15 protein-coding genes and 1 other RNA gene are annotated in these 16,910 nt (G+C 66.0%); 9 read left to right on the forward strand and 7 right to left on the reverse strand.

The features are described from left to right. Entirely contained in the window at positions 1-453 is a 453-nt protein-coding gene (gene mraZ, locus HFP89_RS04070; RefSeq protein ID WP_168716356.1) for a division/cell wall cluster transcriptional repressor MraZ, read from the reverse strand. Between the two features lie 220 nt (positions 454-673). Continuing rightward, positions 674-1,028, reverse strand: an RNA gene (gene rnpB, locus HFP89_RS04075) — RNase P RNA component class A. Positions 1,029-1,250: 222 nt separating this feature from the next. Here rnpB and HFP89_RS04080 point away from each other — a divergent pair. After that, positions 1,251-2,987 carry a hypothetical protein gene (locus tag HFP89_RS04080; RefSeq protein WP_168716357.1) on the forward strand — a complete coding sequence of 579 codons (1,737 nt, stop codon included), beginning with the start codon at positions 1,251-1,253 and terminating at the stop codon, positions 2,985-2,987. 40 nt (positions 2,988-3,027) lie between these two features. Here the strand turns inward: HFP89_RS04080 and HFP89_RS04085 are convergent, their stop codons facing one another. From HFP89_RS04085 to HFP89_RS04095, 3 genes are read right to left on the reverse strand one after another with little or no spacing between them, the layout of a single operon-like run. Then, the gene (locus HFP89_RS04085) at positions 3,028-3,711 is read right to left on the reverse strand and encodes a hypothetical protein (protein WP_168716358.1); all 684 of its coding nucleotides are present in this window, start codon (positions 3,709-3,711) and stop codon (positions 3,028-3,030) included. Then, complete coding sequence (locus HFP89_RS04090) at positions 3,708-4,295, reverse strand: CDP-alcohol phosphatidyltransferase family protein (RefSeq protein WP_168716359.1); 588 nt, start codon at positions 4,293-4,295, stop codon at positions 3,708-3,710. The genes HFP89_RS04085 and HFP89_RS04090 overlap by 4 nt, the downstream gene beginning before the upstream one ends. Beyond that, complete coding sequence (locus HFP89_RS04095) at positions 4,292-5,380, reverse strand: DUF2066 domain-containing protein (RefSeq protein ID WP_168716360.1); 1,089 nt, start codon at positions 5,378-5,380, stop codon at positions 4,292-4,294. The genes HFP89_RS04090 and HFP89_RS04095 overlap by 4 nt, the downstream gene beginning before the upstream one ends. A 117-nt stretch (positions 5,381-5,497) precedes the next feature. Between HFP89_RS04095 and purM the strand changes: the two genes are divergently transcribed. From purM to HFP89_RS04135, 8 genes are all read left to right on the forward strand, one after another. Beyond that, the gene (purM, locus tag HFP89_RS04100; protein ID WP_168716361.1) at positions 5,498-6,553 is read left to right on the forward strand and encodes a phosphoribosylformylglycinamidine cyclo-ligase; all 1,056 of its coding nucleotides are present in this window, start codon (positions 5,498-5,500) and stop codon (positions 6,551-6,553) included. A 6-nt stretch (positions 6,554-6,559) separates the two neighbouring features. Beyond that, positions 6,560-7,252: a phosphoribosylglycinamide formyltransferase gene (gene purN, locus HFP89_RS04105; RefSeq protein ID WP_168716362.1), complete on the forward strand. Its 693-nt coding sequence runs from the start codon at positions 6,560-6,562 to the stop codon at positions 7,250-7,252. Beyond that, positions 7,149-7,988 (forward strand): DUF3108 domain-containing protein, encoded by an 840-nt coding sequence (locus tag HFP89_RS04110; RefSeq protein ID WP_168716363.1) that lies wholly within the window; start codon positions 7,149-7,151, stop codon positions 7,986-7,988. The genes purN and HFP89_RS04110 overlap by 104 nt, the downstream gene beginning before the upstream one ends. 389 nt (positions 7,989-8,377) lie before the next feature. Beyond that, positions 8,378-9,688, forward strand: coding sequence for a M48 family metalloprotease (locus HFP89_RS04115; protein WP_168716364.1), 1,311 nt, complete (start codon positions 8,378-8,380; stop codon positions 9,686-9,688). 72 nt (positions 9,689-9,760) lie between these two features. Then, entirely contained in the window at positions 9,761-10,123 is a 363-nt protein-coding gene (locus HFP89_RS04120; RefSeq protein WP_168716365.1) for a zinc ribbon domain-containing protein, read from the forward strand. 698 nt (positions 10,124-10,821) lie between these two features. Next, positions 10,822-11,646, forward strand: coding sequence for a hypothetical protein (locus HFP89_RS04125; RefSeq protein ID WP_168716366.1), 825 nt, complete (start codon positions 10,822-10,824; stop codon positions 11,644-11,646). 670 nt (positions 11,647-12,316) lie between these two features. Next, complete coding sequence (locus HFP89_RS04130) at positions 12,317-12,976, forward strand: hypothetical protein (RefSeq protein ID WP_168716367.1); 660 nt, start codon at positions 12,317-12,319, stop codon at positions 12,974-12,976. Between the two features lie 78 nt (positions 12,977-13,054). Then, positions 13,055-13,438, forward strand: a complete 384-nt coding sequence (locus HFP89_RS04135) for a hypothetical protein (RefSeq protein WP_168716368.1) — start codon at positions 13,055-13,057, stop codon at positions 13,436-13,438. 138 nt (positions 13,439-13,576) lie between these two features. Here the strand turns inward: HFP89_RS04135 and HFP89_RS04140 are convergent, their stop codons facing one another. Both HFP89_RS04140 and HFP89_RS04145 read right to left on the reverse strand, forming a co-directional pair. Further along, positions 13,577-14,734 carry a class I SAM-dependent methyltransferase gene (locus HFP89_RS04140; protein ID WP_168716369.1) on the reverse strand — a complete coding sequence of 386 codons (1,158 nt, stop codon included), beginning with the start codon at positions 14,732-14,734 and terminating at the stop codon, positions 13,577-13,579. Then, a complete protein-coding gene (locus tag HFP89_RS04145) occupies positions 14,731-16,089 on the reverse strand; it encodes a leucyl aminopeptidase family protein (RefSeq protein ID WP_168716370.1) in 1,359 nt (452 codons plus the stop codon). Before HFP89_RS04145 ends, HFP89_RS04140 begins: the two co-directional genes overlap by 4 nt. Positions 16,090-16,910 lie beyond the last annotated feature (821 nt).

A 16,910-nucleotide genomic window follows, 5' to 3' on the forward strand; every position in this document is an offset into this window, starting at 1 on the left:
TCAGAGCACCAGCTGGGCCATTTCGGGCGAGGCCTGCTCCTGCATGGAACGCTCTTCTTCCGCGCGCCGCTGGTTCAGCACGTTGTCGTTCCAGATCTCGAAGCGCGCGCCCATACCCATCAGCACCGCCTTCTTCTCCAGCCCGGTCACCTGGCGCAGGGTCTGCGGCAGCAACAGCCGGGCACTGGCATCGGGCTCCAGCGGCGTGGCCGAGCCGACCAGCCGGCGCTGCAGGCCGCGATGCGATGGATTGAAGGTGGTCAGGGCCATGACCTGGTCGCGGACGCGCTCCCATTCGGGTTCGGGATACAGCCAGAGGCAGCCGGCGTCGAACGCCGAGTAGGTAAGCACCAGCCGGTTCGCGCAGACCTCCTCGATGCCCGGGCGATAGCGCGTCGGAAGCGCCATCCGGCCCTTGGAATCGAGGTTGATTGCCGTTTCGCCGAAGAACATGGCTGGTCCTGACTCTCCACTGAATCCCACAATTTCCCACTGAGCGCCACAATAGACCCTCACCACAAGGCTGTCAAGCCGGTTTGCCCCGGAAAATCAGGGCGTTGAGCGGGTCCCACGGGCACGGCGAAGGGGCACTGTACGGAGATACAGCGAAGCGGAATTCGTGACGGAGATCACACCCGGCCGCCGCCTTCCGGCGACCGGGTGGAATCGAAGAAAAAGGAGTCGGCCGATAAGCCGGGTTCTGTCGTGGACAGTCATTCGTCTGGGACGGCTGTCACCAGCCGCCTCGAGCAGCCTACCCGGATGCAGCGCGGGCCACGCTATGGCATCCCTATTCGGCCTTGCTTCGGGTGGGGTTTACCGTGCCGCCGACGGTTACCCGCGACGCGGTGCGCTCTTACCGCACCTTTTCACCCTTACCGGCGACTGGATCAGCCGCAGGCGGTCTGTTTTCTGTGGCACTTTCCGTAGGCTCGCGCCCCCCAGGCATTACCTGGCACCCTGCCCTGTGAAGCCCGGACTTTCCTCCGGCCCCGAAGATCGGGACCAGCGACTGTCTGGCCGACTCCTCGCGAAGTATGACCGATCCGGCTGGGCGAAGTGCCGACTCGACGGCGATCCGGCGTCGGGTCGAGCCGGAGCGGGGTACAAGGGACTTGACAGTGTGTTACTGTTGTATAACACTATATATGCACCGCGCCCGGGGTCCGCCCCCGTCGACCTGTCCCGCACAGACCGACCGGGCCAGCCGACCGCCGGCGCATCCAACCCAACATCCTGGAGCCATGATCATGAGATTGCTGCCCCTTGCCCTGCTGAGCACTGCGCTGCTGCTGACCGGCTGCGGTGACGACAAGGCGCCCGACGCCACCGCCGATTCGGCCGCCGACCGCACCCCCGAGCAGGCGGCAGGCGAATCCGGGCCGACCTTCTTCGATCGAATCGACGCCGATACGCCCTACCTGTTCGCGAACCTCCAGCGCACGCCGGAGTCTCTGGTCGATGCGATGTGGGCGATCAACGACGCCTCGGCCGACAGCAACCAGGCCATGCTCGACGCCGTCGCCGAAGACGAGGAACTGCCGCCGGAAGCGCGCGCGCTGGTCAACGAGATGTCCAGCATGCTGACCCGCGAGGGCTGGGAAGCCGCCGGTCTGCACACCAACCCGATGTTCGCCATCCACGGCGTGTCGCTGTTCCCGGTCGCCCACGTCGAGCTGGCCGATACCGATGCCTTCCGGGCCAAGCTGGATCGCATCGAGGCCGGCCTCGAACGCCCGCTGTCGCGCCGCCAGATCGAGGGCCGCGAAGTGATCTGGTTCGGACTCGAAGCCACCCTCGGCATCGCCGTGCTGATCGAGGACGGCGTCGTCACCGCCGGCCTGGTGCCGGACCAGCCGGCGGTGCTCAGCCGCCTGGTCGGCGCCACCGATCCGGTCGACGCCATGGCGCCCGGCGCGCTGCGCGCGCTCAACCGCGAGATCGGCCTGACCCCCTACGGCAGCGGCTACCTCGACTTCGAGCGGGTCATCGCCCGCGTGCTCGGTCCCGACCCGGTGATCGGTGCGCTGGACGTCGACGGCGAACTGGACGCGTTTCGCAACGATCCGGCCTGCCCGGCCGAGTTCCAGGCCCTGGCCACGGCCATGCCGCGCATGGTGATGGGCTACTCCGAAATGACCGAAACCCGCGCCGATGCGCTGCTCCGGATCGAAACCTCGCCGTCGATCGGCCAGGCGCTGGCGCCGATCGCACGCGCCCCGGTCTCGATCGACCGCGAACTGAAGGGCCTGATGAGCTTCGGCATGGCCTTCGAACTGCTTGCTGCGCGGGACTTCGCCCGAGGCCTGGTCGACGGCTGGGTCGAGACGCCGCCGCAGTGCGAGGCCTTCGCCACCGTCGCTGAGCAGGCGCCGCAGGTGCAGGCTGCGCTGAACCGGCCGATTCCACCGGTGGTGACCAATATCAAGGGCCTGTTCCTCGAGGCCGACAGCCTGTCGTTCAGCGACGAGGGCCTGCCCACCGGCGGCGGCACCCTGGCCTTCTTCATGAAGAACCCGCAGCTGCTGGTCGGCATGGCGCAGATGTTCTCGCCGCAGGTCGCCGAGCTTCAGCTCGAGCCGGGCGGCGAGCCGCAGAAGGTGCCGGTCGAGGCCATTCCGCAGCTGGCCGGCACCGGCCTGGAGGCCTGGATGGCGATGAGCGAGAACGCCATCGGCATGGCGATCGGCGCCGAATCGGTCGACGGCCTGACCGCCGGCCTGGACCGCACCGAGGCCGACCCGTTCCTGATGACCGGCCGGATGGACTTCGACCTGCTGATCGATCTGATGGACGTCGGGATGAAATCGATGCAGTCCAGCGGCATGGACGTCGAGGCCGAGACCGCCGAGATGCTCGAAGCCCAGCGCGCCCAGTACGAGCGCATGGCCGAATACTACGACCAGGGCGCGTTCCGCATCGCCCTGACCGAAGCCGGCATCGACTTCGTGTTCGAGGCGCGGCTCAACGCCGACGCGATCGACTGATCGCAGCCCCCGATGCCGCGCGGCCTTCCGCGCGGCATCGTCAAGCCCGGCCCGGATCGTCCAGGCAGCTCCGCGCCAGCGGAATCGACAGCACCCTTCGCTCGGCCAGCGCCTGCTGGCTCATCCGCTCGACCAGCGCTGCCAGCGGTGCCGCCGCCCGCGGGCCGTGCCGCATCAGGTAGTCGATCAGGCCGCGTCCGGCCACCACCCCGTAGTCCTCGACCAGCTGGCGCACCAGCGCTTCCAGCGAGCGGTCGTCGAGCGGCTTGACCACCAGGTGGGCGGCCTGGCCCAGCCGCGAACGCAGGTCGGGCAGCAGGAAGGCCGAGCGATCGCCGCCGGTCAGCACCACGCCGGTCCGGTCGGCGCGCCAGCGATTCAAGGCATTGAACAGCGCACGCTCGCGCGCCTCGTCGCCGGCCAGCGCGTCGTAGTCGTCGACGACCACCCAGTCGCCGCCGGCGGCCTCGAGCAGCGCCGCGGCCGCCGGCATCGCGCCCGGCACGAACACGCAGCGCAGGTTGCGCTCGGCCAGCCGGGCCACGGTGGCCAGCGCAAGGTGGCTGCGGCCCGAGCCCGGCGGACCGGAAACGCGCAACCACTGGCCGGGCTCCAGCCCGTCGCGCAGCGTGCGCACGACCAGACCGTTGTCGCCGGTCACGAAGTTGGAAAAGCGCGGACGGCGCGGCGGCGACAGCGCCAGCGGCAGCTGCGGCGCGCTCATCGGCCGCTCCGCTCGCGGGCGATCCGCGAGGCGCGCTGGCTCCAGATCCAGACGTACTGGGCCAGGGTCAGCACGACCAGCGCACCGACGACCCGGACCAACCCGGCCTCGATCAGCGAAGGCACCGGCGCGCCGGCCAACTCGACCAGCACCACCATCATCAGCAGCAACTGGGCCACGGTATTGACCTTCGACAGCTGGGTCGGCTCGGGCTGGACCACCTCGAAGCGGAAGTGATAGACCATCGCGCCGGCCACGATCACCACGTCGCGCAGCACCACCAGCGCCACCAGCCAGGCCGGCAGATGACCGAGCGCGCCGAGGGTCAGGTAGGTGCCGACCAGCAGCAGCTTGTCGGCCAGCGGATCGAGGATGCCGCCGATCCGGGTCTGCCAGCCGAAGCGGCGGGCCAGCCAGCCGTCCAGCGCATCGCTGACACCGGCAACGATCGCCAGCGCCAGGGCCCAGCCGTAGATGCCCTGGACCAGCAGCACCAGGATCGGCGGCACCAGCAGCAGCCGCAGGCCGGTCAGCACGTTGGGCAGCTGGCGCCAGGCCGACGCTTGCGAAGCGGTCCCGTTCACAGGGCCAGGGCGTAGTACAGCGTGCCCGAGGCCAGGTCGTGGCGCTCGAAACGCAGCGGACCCGACAGCTCGATGCGCTGCTGCAGGCCGTTGGCACTGGAATCCAGTTCGAAGGTCAGGGTGCTGCCCGCCGCGCCGAGCAGGCGCACCGATTCCACGCCGGTCAGCCCGGCCAGGAAGCCGCGCACCTCGGCGTAGTGGATCGGCCGATCGATGCCCGAGACGACCAGCCGTCGACGTTCCGCAACGTCCGGACGTACCGCGAAGCGCGCGGCCAGCGCAGCGGCGATCCGGGCGATGCCGAGCTCGACCACCTCCTCGGGCGTGGCGCCGGAGCGTGCGAAGCCGAACTCGAGATCACCGAGCCGCCAGACCCAGCGACCGGTCCAGTACCGGGGGCCCTGACGGAGGTCGAGCAGGATGACCCCATCGGCGCCGTAGCGCTCGCGCGCCGCGTCGGTCAGGCCGGCGAAGCCGCCGCGGATGTCCGAAGGCGTCACCTCGATCCGGTCGAAGGCATCCAGGATCGGACGGGTGATCGACAGGCCATAGCGGAACATGGCCTGGTCCAGGCTGTGGTTCAGCTGCGGGTCCGGCTCGAGGTACTGCGCCCCGCCCGGCCCTTCCTCGGCGATCCACAGCAGCATCTCCGGCCGCTCGCGCCCCCAGCGGGCCAGCCCGGCGTCGTCGAGCCGGCGATCGATCGCAATGGGGTCGAAATCCACCCGCAGGCGCCGCTCGAGACGGGCCGCGCGGTCGTCCATCGGCACTTCGACCTCGCGGTACTGACGGGCCAGCGACAGCGAAAGCGCCTCGGCCCGATCGATGCCCAGCTCGGCGACCAGATCGGCGCCGACCTGTCCGGTGACCCGGACCAGCACCTGGTTCAGCGCAGCCAGCAACGGCGGAAGCGGTTCGGCCCGGCCGTCGAGCGGATCGGCATCGGCCACCGGCAACGGCTCGGCCGGCACCTCACCGACGTACAGCGCCGCCTGACCGGACGACCGGGCCGCGGCCGGCCCGACCAGGGCCAGCGCGAGGAGGATCGTCGAGACGATCGGAAAGACGAACCGCGGCGCATGCATGATTCGCGGAACGATAGCACAGCGTCGGGCCTGCAACCGTGCCTCGGACACCCGGCTCGAAGCACGATAGGGCACAATGCGGCGCATCCGCCCACGCACTCGCACGAGGGAAGCCCGATGGCCTCGAAGCCGCCCGACAACGACCCGCACAACGAGCGCCTGAGCTACCGCGACGCCGGCGTGGACATCGATGCAGGCAACGCGCTGGTCGACCGGATCAAACCGCTGGTCAAGGCCACCAGCCGGCCGGAAGTGCTCGGCGGTCTCGGCGGCTTCGGGGGCCTGTTCGCGCTGGGCCGGACCTACCGCGACCCGGTGCTGGTGTCCGGCACCGACGGGGTCGGCACCAAGCTGCTGCTGGCCCGCGCGCTGGGCCGGCACGACACCATCGGCATCGACCTGGTCGCGATGTGCGTCAACGACATCCTGGTCACCGGCGCCGAACCGCTGTTCTTTCTCGACTACTTTGCCTGCGGCACGCTCGAGGTCGACAGCGCGGCCGAGGTCGTGGCGGGAATTGCCGAAGGCTGCCGCCAGGCCGGCTGCGCGCTGATCGGCGGAGAAACCGCCGAGATGCCCGGCATGTACGGCCCCGGCGACTACGACCTGGCCGGCTTCACGGTCGGCGCCGTCGAGCGCGACCGGCTGATCGACGGCTCGACGATCCGCGCCGGCGACGCGCTGATCGGCCTGCCGAGCTCCGGCCCGCACTCCAACGGCTACTCGCTGATCCGCAAGGTGCTCGACCGGGCCGGTGGCGTCGAGGCCGAGCGCGAACGCGCCGAGGCGCTGCTGGCGCCGACCCGGATCTACGTCGAAGCCGTGCGACCGCTGCTCGATGAATTCCCGATCCGCGGCATGGCCCACATCACCGGCGGCGGGCTGACCGAGAACATCGTGCGCGTCATGCCGGCCGACCTGGGCATCGAACTCGATACCGGCGCCTGGACGCCGCCGGCGCTGTTCGGCTGGCTGGCCGAGGTCGGCCGCATCGAGGCCGCCGAGATGCGGCGTACCTTCAACATGGGCGTCGGCTTCGTGCTGATCGTCCAGGCCGATGCCGCCGACGCCGTCGTGACCGCGCTCGCGCAGGCCGGTGAGCCTTCGCTGGGCGTGATCGGACGGGTCGTCGACGACGCCGGCGCCGAACGCGTGCGCTACCTCGACGCCTGACGCCTCGTGCGCCGCTGCAACCGCCTGGTCATCCTGCTGTCCGGCCGCGGCAGCAACGCACTGAACATCCTCGATGCAATCGAGGCCGGCCGCGTACCGATGACGCTGGTCGGCGCCATTGCCGACCGCCCCGCCGAGGGCCTGGACCGGCTGGCCGAACGCGGCATCGACACCGTCGAGATCCCGCGCCCGGCCTTTCCGGACCGGGCCGCCTTCGAGCAGGCGCTGGACGAGGCGCTGACCGGCTTCGAGCCCGACCTGGTCGCACTGGCCGGCTTCATGCGCGTGCTGTCCAACGGCTTCGTCGAGCGCCACGCCGGGCAGATGATCAACATCCACCCCTCGCTGCTGCCGGCCTACCGCGGCCTGGACACCCATGCCCGCGCACTGGCCGACCGGGTGACCGAGCACGGCGCCAGCGTCCACTGGGTGACCCCGGAACTCGACGGCGGCCCGGTCATCGCCCAGGCGCGGGTGCCGGTTGCACCCGGCGACGACGTGGACGCGCTGACCGCCCGCGTGCTCGAACAGGAGCACCGGCTCTATCCCGCCGTTCTGGCACTTCTTGGCCGCGGCGCGGTCGGACCTTCCGATGATGCAACTTCGACCCCTCCGCTGGTGCTGGATCGCGACCTGGACGCTGACGGTCGCCGGCGCGACCCTGGCCGCGCTGCTCCCGCTCCGCGCTCCGGCGGCTGAATCCGGCGCCGACGCCGCGCCGTTTCGCGAGCACAGCGCGGTGTACCGCGTGACCCGCAACGGCAAGGAACTCGGGCGGATGAACGCCGAGCTGTCGCAGCGCGAAGATGGATTGTGGTACTACCGCGTCGACTCCGAGGCCACCGCTTTCCTGGTCCGGATGCTCGGCGTGTCGACCTTCGAATCCGGCTGGTTCGACTGGCGCGACGGGCAGATCGTGCCGCTGACCTACCACCACGTCTCGCGCCGTCCCGGCAAGGACCGATTCTGGCAGCACCGCTATGACTGGGGCGGTCTGCACACCGACACCCTCACCCACGACGGCGAGACGCGCGTACCGCTGGCCCGGGGCGCGCTCGACCCGCTGACGCTGCGGCTGGCCGTGGCCAGCGCGCTGCCCGAGGCCGCCGAGCGGGACGCCGGGCTCGACGTCCTGGTCGTCGAGCGCGACGAGCTGGAAACCCAGCAGATCCGCTTCCTCCGCCGTACCACGATCGAGCTGGCCGGACGCTGCTTCGACACCGCCGTGATCGAACGTTTCCGCAAGCCCGGCTCGTCGCGCAACTACCTGGCCTGGCACGCTGCCGAACTGGACTGGATTCCCGTTCGCACCGTTCACCACGAGGACGACGACCGGCTGGTCATCGAGCTGATCGAGTACTCGCCCAGCGATCGGCTGCCGCCGCCGGGCGGCGACTGCCCACGCCCCGTGGACAGTTCCGGGAAGCTTCCCTAGTCGTCGGCCATGCGGCAAATCAGGTGACACGCAGCCGTCGCGCCGGCACAGTGGCTCTGGCGTTACCTGATTTGTCGCATGGCCCACCAGCGTACCCCGCCATTCATTGTGTGACGTATGGCGTGCGCCTGAATCGACAGGGCAAGGCGCGGCCCGCAGTGAATGGCCAGCCCTCTGCGAGGGACGCAATGCCGCACTGTCGGTTCGGGCGCGCTCCTTGAAGGGCGAGCCGGAGCGCCTTCATCCGCGGCGTGCTTTCTCCTGGAAAGGACGCTGCCATTCCCTGCCAGACCGGCCTTGCAGCCAAACGCTCTCCGACTCGCTATACGTTACGCAATGAATGGCGGGGTGCACTAGACTGGGACCACGCCTCGCGTCCCGGAGCTGCCATGAACCACCCGCCCCCGACCCGCTCGCTGCACCGTTTCCTTCCCCTGCTGCTGGCCGCCCTGCTGCTGGCCGGCGGCTGCGCGGTCAACCCGGTGACCGGCGAGCGCGAGCTCAGCGTGGTCGGCGAACAATGGGAACTGGACGTCGGCGCCCGGCAGTACGCCCCGCTGCGCCAGGCCCAGGGCGGCGACTTCGTGCTGGACCCGGGCCTGGTCGATTACGTGCAGGGCGTCGGCCAACGGCTGGCCGCGCACGCCGAGCGCGACCTGCCCTACGAGTTCGAAGTCATCAACGAATCGGTGCCCAATGCCTGGGCGCTGCCCGGCGGCAAGATCGCGATCAACCGCGGCCTGCTGGCCGAAATGGACTCCGAGTCCGAACTGGCCGCCGTGCTCGGCCATGAAATCATCCACGCCGCGGCCCGCCATGGCGCCCAGGGGCAGACACGCAACCTGCTGCTGCAGGGCGCCGTGCTGGCCGGCGGCATCGCCGTCGGCGCCGCCGCCGACGACGACCGCTACACCCAGGTCGCCCTGCTCGGCGGCATGGTCGGCGCCCAACTGATCAACCAACGCTACTCGCGCGACGCCGAGCGCGAGGCCGACCTGTACGGCATGCGGATGATGAAGCGCGCCGGCTACAACCCGGTCGGCGCCGTGGAACTGCAGGAAACCTTCGTGCGCCTGTCCGAGGGCCGCCAGAGCAGCGCCTTCGACGCCTGGTTCGCTTCCCACCCGCCCAGCCGCGAGCGGGTCGAGAACAACCGCGAACTGCTGGCCGAACTCGGTGCCAGCGGCGAGGTCGGTCGCGAGCGCTACCAACGCGCCACCGCCCGCCTGCGCGCCGCCCAGCCCGCCTACGACGCCTACGACGAAGGCCGCAAGGCGCTGGAAAACGAAGAGCCGGCCCTGGCCCTTCAGAAGGCCGCAGACGCCATTCGCATCGAGCCCGCCGAAGCCCTGTTTCACGGCCTGAAGGGCGACGCCCACGCCGCCCGCGGCGACTACGCCCAGGCCGAACGCGCCTTCAGCGACGCCCTGGCCCGCAATGAAGGCTGGTTCTATCACCACCTGCGCCGCGGCATGGCCCGCAACGAACTCGAGCGCTACGACGCCGCCCGCGGCGACCTGGCCGCCGCCAACCAGCGCATGCCCACCGCCATCGGCCACTACCTGCTCGGCACCATCGAGCAGCGCGCCGGCAACCGAACCGCGGCGATCGAGAACTATCGCGTGGCTGCCCGATCGGACACGCCGGTGGGACAGCAGGCCAGGCAGCGGCTGGATGCGATGGGGATTACCGGCGGCTGAAGGATCGCGAAGTAGCGAGACTCGGCGCGATCGACCGTCGAGACACTGGATCAGGACTCTCAGGAGAACGACATGACCGAGTGGAAGTCCGGCACCGGGGCAATATCGAATCTCGACTTGAAGACGATGCCTCTGAGCGATCTCCAGCGATTCCGCAGCAAGCGCTGGCGCGAACGGGACGGCGACCTGAAGGAACGCGTCGAAGCCGAACTGAAGCGACGCGACCCGCGAAACGACTGGCAGTGCCGCCGCTGCGAGCACAGGATCTTCCACGAAAAGCAGATCCGCGCCTCCGGCAGCGCCGCATGGGCATGGCTGGGCGTGGAAACGGAGAAGTTCCATGCCGTTGTCTGTAACTACTGCGGACACACGGAGTTCTACAGTGTGCTGATGGACAACAGCTCGAAGGCGATCGACTTCCTGATCGGGACCTGAGCGACGATTCAGGACGTCGGGAAGCAGACCGGTCGGTTCTATACCGCTCCTGGACGCCCCCATGACGATCGACTACACAATCCTCCTGAATCACCATACTGCGCGCTTTTGCTCGATCAAGGCTTCCCGGAGGGCTGCACCCGTCAGTTTGTTGCAGGTGGACCACCTGGCATCAGCCACATAGAGAATCCTTGGCAAATCGAACACCTGAGCTCGCATGCAATGAACAGCAGTGTTCTGCGGTTTTTCTTCGACATGAGCCTTGTCGGCCTTCGAAATTGCTACAGCGATGGCTCCAATGACCCCGCACTCTGCGAGATGCAGTATAGAGCGACGATCAGAAACACCTGCAACATCTATGCACACCCGACAAATACAGCAAGAAATGACATGACAGATCGCGAACTCTGCATTCTCGGAGCCGACAATATCGATCTACGCATGGCGACCATACCCTCTGCTAGGATGCCTTCATTCTGGTACAGGTATTTTGAGGATAATCAGCTAGCATCATCAGGGCCTTTTATGTTGCCGTGGACCTCGTGGGGCCGTTCATTCCACTCGATCAATACAACGAGCTGCTTGTCGATGCACGCAGATACGCCAATTGCGTGACCGTTCTTAGCGCTTGGGACGCGCAAGGCTGCGGAGCTCAAACTCCATCTTGACCGGAAAGCTATACAGACGAGGATATTCGAATGCGCCTGAAGAATATTATTTTCTGCGCTGGCCTTATTGCCGTCGCCGGCCTTGCCTTCCTTGCCCCATGGAAATCTGATATCCATGAGAAGCATGCTCCAATTGCCGGCAAAGGAGACAAGGGACCTGAGAAACGAGTTGAATCTGCAACTTTTCCGGTAACGTCGGTGGTAACCGATTTGAGTACAGAAAAGTCGCACCCTGCCGAAACTCAGTCGGAAGGTCATGTATTTGCTGTATTCGGAATTCCAGTCGGCAATTCAGATCATGTTGATGAATATCTTGACTTCGAAGCGAGGGCTGATTTTGACGGTGATGCTGCACTATCAGCATTCCGAGTTCTGGATGGGTGCAATCAGATTCCCCCGGCTGACGCAACAACGTCGGATATTGAAGCCGCTACTGGCGTTGCAGAGGCACGCGAAGCCTGCCAGGAAATTCTGGATTCAGCCAATCTGGCCAGGCATGAATTGATCGATCGCGCTGCAGATCTGAACCAGCCCGAAGCGATACTACTCAGGCCCTCTTTCCCTCCTCCGTTTTCAAGCTATGGCCGAGGACAAGCAGGTGAGATGTTCGCGAAATGGCAAGACAGGACCGTAGATCAGCTAGAGGAGCTTTCGAACGTCGGGAATATCGATGCCAAACTGAGGTTGGCGAAGATTTCTGCTGGAGAGTTTCCAGCCTACACGGATCAAGGCTTGGCGTACTTGTACGTAGAAGAGGTTTTGCGATCTTCCAACCTGACTCCATTTCAAGAAGCTGCAGCGGCGAGCCTGAGAGCTCGACTTCCCAAGCCAGCAGTTGACGAACGAAGACCTTAGTCGCGCTTCAACGCTTCAACAGGAACTGCCGAGAGAATCCGGTGCTACTCCGCATCTGAACGCGCGCAAGAGTCAACGAGGCGAAACACCCCATACAACTCCGAAATTCCCAGCGCCACCATGTCGTGCTTCTGCAGCTCCGGCGTGTACTCGACTACCGGGTCCGTGCGCAGGGCGAAGCGCCACGGCTCGAAGCCCCCCTCGCAGTTCCTGTTCGAAGTCGGGCAGTTTGATCGGGTTCAGTTCCGTGTACCACTGTCAGTACTGTTCGGGCGGCGATGTTTCGCCGGCGCGGTCCATGTAGCGCGGGGCGCCGGCGAGGACGCGTTGCTTCAGTTCCTCGCGGTCCATTTTCAGGTGGATCCACGGGTCGTCGAAGAACTCGCCGCAGTGGTTGCCGGCGGAACCACTGCCCCGGAAAGGGCAGGCTGAACGCTCTCTTGAAACTCGAGGCGCGCACTTGGCTTCGGCAACTAGCTGCTGCTCATATCATCCTCGCTCTTGCTTCATTCTCTTCTTGAGTTGAGGGAAAACGCAAAGAATCAAACACACCGACGTAGGAAATCTCCTACATGAAATCAAGAAATCTCCTAATTCGAGCATCAGGCTTGGAGCCCTACAATGATCGTGTCCAACATGGACACTTCATCCAATCAGTAGGGAGAATCCAATGAAACTCAAGATCAGCTCAGCTCTTGTTGCATTTGCGCTAAGCGCGGGTGCGTCAGCAGGCGAAATCACCCTAACGTCGTTCAATACTCATATCGATTATGCCAATCATGAGATCTACACCGATTGGGTTTTGACTCGCCCGGACGGGAGTAGTGAGATACTGTCTGGAGCTGTGGGTGAGGACCTGTTCTGGTTTTCAGGATCCAGCAATGTTCCACCGACCGACCATCTTGACCTGGAAGTCAATGCATCACCCCTGGGCGGTGGTGGCGGCGGCGGGGTTACGATCCCGAATCATGACGTCAGCCCCTTTGCCGCAGCAGCCAGCACTTCTACCGACGAACAAGTTCAAGTGCTGCCTGCCTTATTGATCTGGCTGGGGACAAATGCGATTTCAGGCGTAACTTGCGGAGCCGGCTGGATGATGGCCCGGCGTGTACTGATATCTGACTGCGAACGTCAAGGTCACGGATTCTCCAGCATTTCGGTGGGAGCCTGCGGAGTCGGGCCGGGCAGCACTATCGAATGCGATATCGAAGAAGACACCGGTGAAAACGCAGCTCTCATTTCCTGGAACAATTTCGCTCAGCACAATCTCCCATGGACATTTCAGATCCAGAACCATGTTCTGGATCTCAGCATTCCTTCGGGGTATTGAATCGGCAGCGCCCGGCAAATTATCATCACGTCGGGCGCTATTCACTTACGCTCGCCAGGGATCGGAAGAGAGCGATAAATGACTACTGAACACAAAAGAAGAGCACTGGACTTGTTTGCGATTGCCGCGTTCACCACCGCAATCTTCCCAGCGATTTACATGTTTATCGGCTTTGTTCTTCCGGCCAGTCAAACGATCGAGCTTCCCAGCAACGTCGCCCACGGAGCACACGAGCAGCGCCTTGATGCTGATGCCATTGTCGTATCCACCTCAGACAGTCTGACTTTCAGTGAATCGCTTTCCTTACCGAAAGCTCGAGACGAAAGAAACTTGATTGCAGGCGCATATCGTCTGACACGACACCCAAATCCCTTGCTCACGGAACTTTCAATTGCGTTATCCCTTTTGGCGGCAGGCGCTGGCTGGTTTTTCCGTTCGAGAACAATTTCAAAAAGACAATGAAGGGCTTCCCTCGATCATGCCTTAACCGACTGTGATTGGAGTGGAACGCTGCGTAACGGCGCGCTGTTCTAAATCAGGCGGCCCAAAGGGTTACCTTGTCATCAAATTGCATGAAGTCCTGCCAGCCTGTTGGCGCGATTAACGTAAACGAAACACCCCGTACAACTCCGAAATCCCCAGCGCCACCATGTCGTACCCCTGCAGTTCCGGCGTGTACTCGACGACCGGGTCCGTGCGCAGGGCGAAGCGCCACGGCTCGAAGCCCATGCCGCGCAGTTCCTGTTCGAAGTCCGGCAGCTTGATCGGGTTCAGTTCCGTGTACCACTGCCAGTACTGCTCGGGCGGGGATGTTTCGCCGGCGCGGTCCATGTAGCGCGGGGTGCCGGCGAGGACGCGCTCTTTCAGCTCTTCGCGGTCCAGCTTCAGGTGGATCCAGGGGTCGTCGAAGAACTCGCCGAGATGGTTGCCGGCGGAGCCGTAGAACAGGCCGGGGTGGGCGAAGAACAGGCCGCCGGGGCGCAGGACGCGCTTGATCTCGGACAGGGTCTGCGCGTAGCCGCCGGCGATGTGTTCCAGCGAGCCCCAGGACAGCACGGCGTCGAAGCTGTCGTCTTCGAGGTCCAGGGCGTTGCCGCTGTCGGGGCGGAAGTCGATGCCGGACTGTTCGATGACTTCGGGCGGCAGATGGTGCTCTTTGCAGATCTCGGGCAGGCGCTCGTAGCCCTTGAAGGGGTCGACGGCGACGAAGCGCTTCGGCTGCTTGCGCAAGGCAATGCCGAGATCGGTAATGCCGTCGCCGCAGCCGACGTCCAGCACGTCGCCTCTGAGCTTGGGGTGGTCGGCGAACATCAGGTCGATGACCACACGCGCGGCGTGGTCGAAGTGGCGGTAGAACCAGCTCGACGGGCCCTGCGACCAGCTGAGTTTTTCGATCGAGGGGCTGCCCGCGTAGCTGCCGAGGCGCCAGCCGGAGGCATGGTCGGCGCGCGTACTCACTTCGAAGGTGACGCGGTCCAGCGCCGTGCGGCCGGTGGGCGCGCCGAGGGAGATGCCGACATCCAGCTGCGTGCCGATCGGCCACTCGGGGTCGGACGGCAGTTCCAGCCGGTAGCGGCCCCGGGGCAGCCAGGCCGGGTCGATGCCGGCACCGCCGAGGTGCCGGTCTTCGACCGTGCCGTCGGGACGCGTGATGCGCAGATGCGCGTCGACGTCGAAGACGGCCGCGGCGCGAATGTCGAGGCAGACGACGCCGAAGGCTTCGGCGTCGCGAGTCACCACAGCGGCCTCGAGGCTCATGCGCCGTAGGTCTGTTCGAGCCAGGCCAGCATGGCGCGCAGCGCCTGGGCCTCGCCGCCGGCGGGCCGTCCCGGGCGGTCGCCCAGGTTCCAGGCGTAGATGTCCAGGTGCATCCAGTCGATGCCCTGGGGCACGAAATGATCCAGGAACAGCGCAGCGGTCAGGCTGCCGCCCTGGCTGGTGGTGCCCGTGTTCGACAGGTCGGCGATCTTCGGCTGGATCTGCGGCTTGTAGGGCTTGTACAGCGGCATGTGCCACAGCGGGTCTTCGATCTCGAAGCTCAGGTCCTGAATTGCACGGGCCTGGGCATCGTCGCGGGCGTACAGGGGCGGCAGGTCCTCGCCCAGGGCCACGCGGGCCGCGCCGGTGAGCGTGGCGAAGTCGATGATGCGCGCGGCCCCCTCTTCACCGGCCAGGGTCAGCGCATCCGACAGCACCACCCGGCCCTCGGCGTCGGTGTTGCCGATCTCGATCGTCGTGCCGTTGCGCGTGGTCACGATGTCGGACGGGCGGTAGGCGTTGCCGGAAATCGCGTTCTCCACGGCCGGGATGTAGAGCCGCAGGTGGACCTTGACGCCTAACCGCATGATCAGCTCGGCCAGGCCGATGACGTGCGCGGCGCCGCCCATGTCCTTCTTCATCAACACCATGCCGGCGCCGGGCTTGATGTCCAGGCCGCCGGAATCGAACACCACGCCCTTGCCGACCAGCGCCAGCGACGGGTGCGACGGATCGCCCCAGGCCAGCTTGATCAGGCGCGGCCCGCGGGTCGCGGCGCGCCCCACCGTGTGGATGGCAGGAAACTCGCGCTCGAGATCCTCGCCGTGGACGACCTTGCACTCGCCGCCGTGATCGGCGGCCAGCTTCTCGACCACCTCGGCCAGCTCGCGCGGCCCCATGTCTTCGGCCGGCGTGTTGACCAGGTCGCGGACGCGGAACAGCGCATCGCGGAAGATCTCCAGCCGGCCCTTGCGATCGTCGTCGACGACCAGCCGGGCCGTCGGCCGCTTGCCCTTCTTGTAGCGATCGAAGCGGTAGTGCCCCAGCGCCCAGCCCAGCGCCAGCGATTCCTGCTCGGCCTCGTCGATGCCGTCGACGTCATAGTCCCCCTCCGGCAGCGCCGCCGGCAGGGAGGCCAGCGACCAGAAGCGGCCGTACTCGGGCTGCCCGACCAGCACGCGGGCCAGTCGGCCGTCGCTGTCGGGCACCTGCAGCACCGTGTCCGGCTCGCCGCGATAGCCGGTCGCCGAGACCCAGGTCCGGGCGCGCTCGTCCAGCCCGTCGCTCAGGCGGTCCGGGGTGACGATGGAAACGGGAACGACGCGCCCTTCGACGCTGGAACGGCTGGAAAACATGGCGGTTTCGCGGTGGTTCGAGTCAGCCGACGAGGATAGCGCAGTCGCGTCTTTTCCGGGCGCAGGTCGGTTGATTTGCCCTCAGATGAAAGCGGATGAACGCAGACAAGAAGCTGAACAACTTTTTTGTCCACAGATGGACACAGATGAACGTCAAAGACGATCCTGATTACGCTCGTTTCTCAGCTAAAAATGCTTCGCTCCGCAGTCTTTCAGGAAAGCTGCAGACAAAGAGCACGGCCTCTTCAAAAGCGAATTCTTGCGCCGGTTCGTCTGTTGGGCGCTCGCGCGCGAAGCTTTTTTCGCTCCCGATTGGTCGCCCGCCAGCGGCCTCCAACAGTCGGGGGCGTTGTTCCGGGCGCTCGTCAAAGCCACCACCTGTTGGAGGGCGCTTGCGCGCGAGGAGCAAGGCCGGATCGAGGGAAAGGCCCCCAGCCTTCGCCCGCCAGCGGCCTCCAACAGTCGGGGCGTTGTTCCGGGCGCTCGTCAAAGCCACCACCACCTGTTGGAGGGCGCTTGCGCGCGAAGAGCAAGGCCGGATCGAGGGAAAGACCCCCTGCCTTCGCCCGCCAGCGGCCTCCAACAGTCGGGGCGTTGTTCCGGGCGCTCGTCAAAGCCACCACCTGTTGGAGGGCGCTTGCGCGCGAAGAGCAAGGCCGGATCGAGGGAAAGGCCCCCAGCCTTCGCCCGCCAGCGGCCTCCAACAGTCGGGGCGTTGTTCCGGGTGCTCGTCAAAGCCACCACCACCTGTTGGAGGGCGCTTGCGCGCGAAGAGCAAGGCCGGATCGAGGGAAAGGCCCCAGCCTTCGCCCGCAAGCGGC

This window comes from Wenzhouxiangella sp. XN79A (assembly GCF_012272825.1).
Lineage (GTDB): Bacteria > Pseudomonadota > Gammaproteobacteria > Xanthomonadales > Wenzhouxiangellaceae.

Bases quoted from the DNA above. Each gene is read 5' to 3' on its own strand.
- mraZ (WP_168716356.1), bottom strand. From the start codon at position 453: ATGTTCTTCGGCGAAACGGCAATCAACCTCGATTCCAAGGGCCGGATG.
- HFP89_RS04095 (WP_168716360.1), bottom strand. From the start codon at position 5,380: ATGCATGCGCCGCGGTTCGTCTTTCCGATCGTCTCGACGATCCTCCTC.
- purM (WP_168716361.1), top strand. From the start codon at position 5,498: ATGGCCTCGAAGCCGCCCGACAACGACCCGCACAACGAGCGCCTGAGC.
- HFP89_RS04115 (WP_168716364.1), top strand. From the start codon at position 8,378: ATGAACCACCCGCCCCCGACCCGCTCGCTGCACCGTTTCCTTCCCCTG.
- HFP89_RS04110 (WP_168716363.1), top strand. From the start codon at position 7,149: ATGCAACTTCGACCCCTCCGCTGGTGCTGGATCGCGACCTGGACGCTG.
- HFP89_RS04145 (WP_168716370.1), bottom strand. From the start codon at position 16,089: ATGTTTTCCAGCCGTTCCAGCGTCGAAGGGCGCGTCGTTCCCGTTTCC.
- HFP89_RS04140 (WP_168716369.1), bottom strand. From the start codon at position 14,734: ATGAGCCTCGAGGCCGCTGTGGTGACTCGCGACGCCGAAGCCTTCGGC.
- HFP89_RS04085 (WP_168716358.1), bottom strand. From the start codon at position 3,711: ATGAGCGCGCCGCAGCTGCCGCTGGCGCTGTCGCCGCCGCGCCGTCCG.
- HFP89_RS04120 (WP_168716365.1), top strand. From the start codon at position 9,761: ATGACCGAGTGGAAGTCCGGCACCGGGGCAATATCGAATCTCGACTTG.
- HFP89_RS04135 (WP_168716368.1), top strand. From the start codon at position 13,055: ATGACTACTGAACACAAAAGAAGAGCACTGGACTTGTTTGCGATTGCC.
- HFP89_RS04125 (WP_168716366.1), top strand. From the start codon at position 10,822: ATGCGCCTGAAGAATATTATTTTCTGCGCTGGCCTTATTGCCGTCGCC.
- HFP89_RS04080 (WP_168716357.1), top strand. From the start codon at position 1,251: ATGAGATTGCTGCCCCTTGCCCTGCTGAGCACTGCGCTGCTGCTGACC.
- HFP89_RS04130 (WP_168716367.1), top strand. From the start codon at position 12,317: ATGAAACTCAAGATCAGCTCAGCTCTTGTTGCATTTGCGCTAAGCGCG.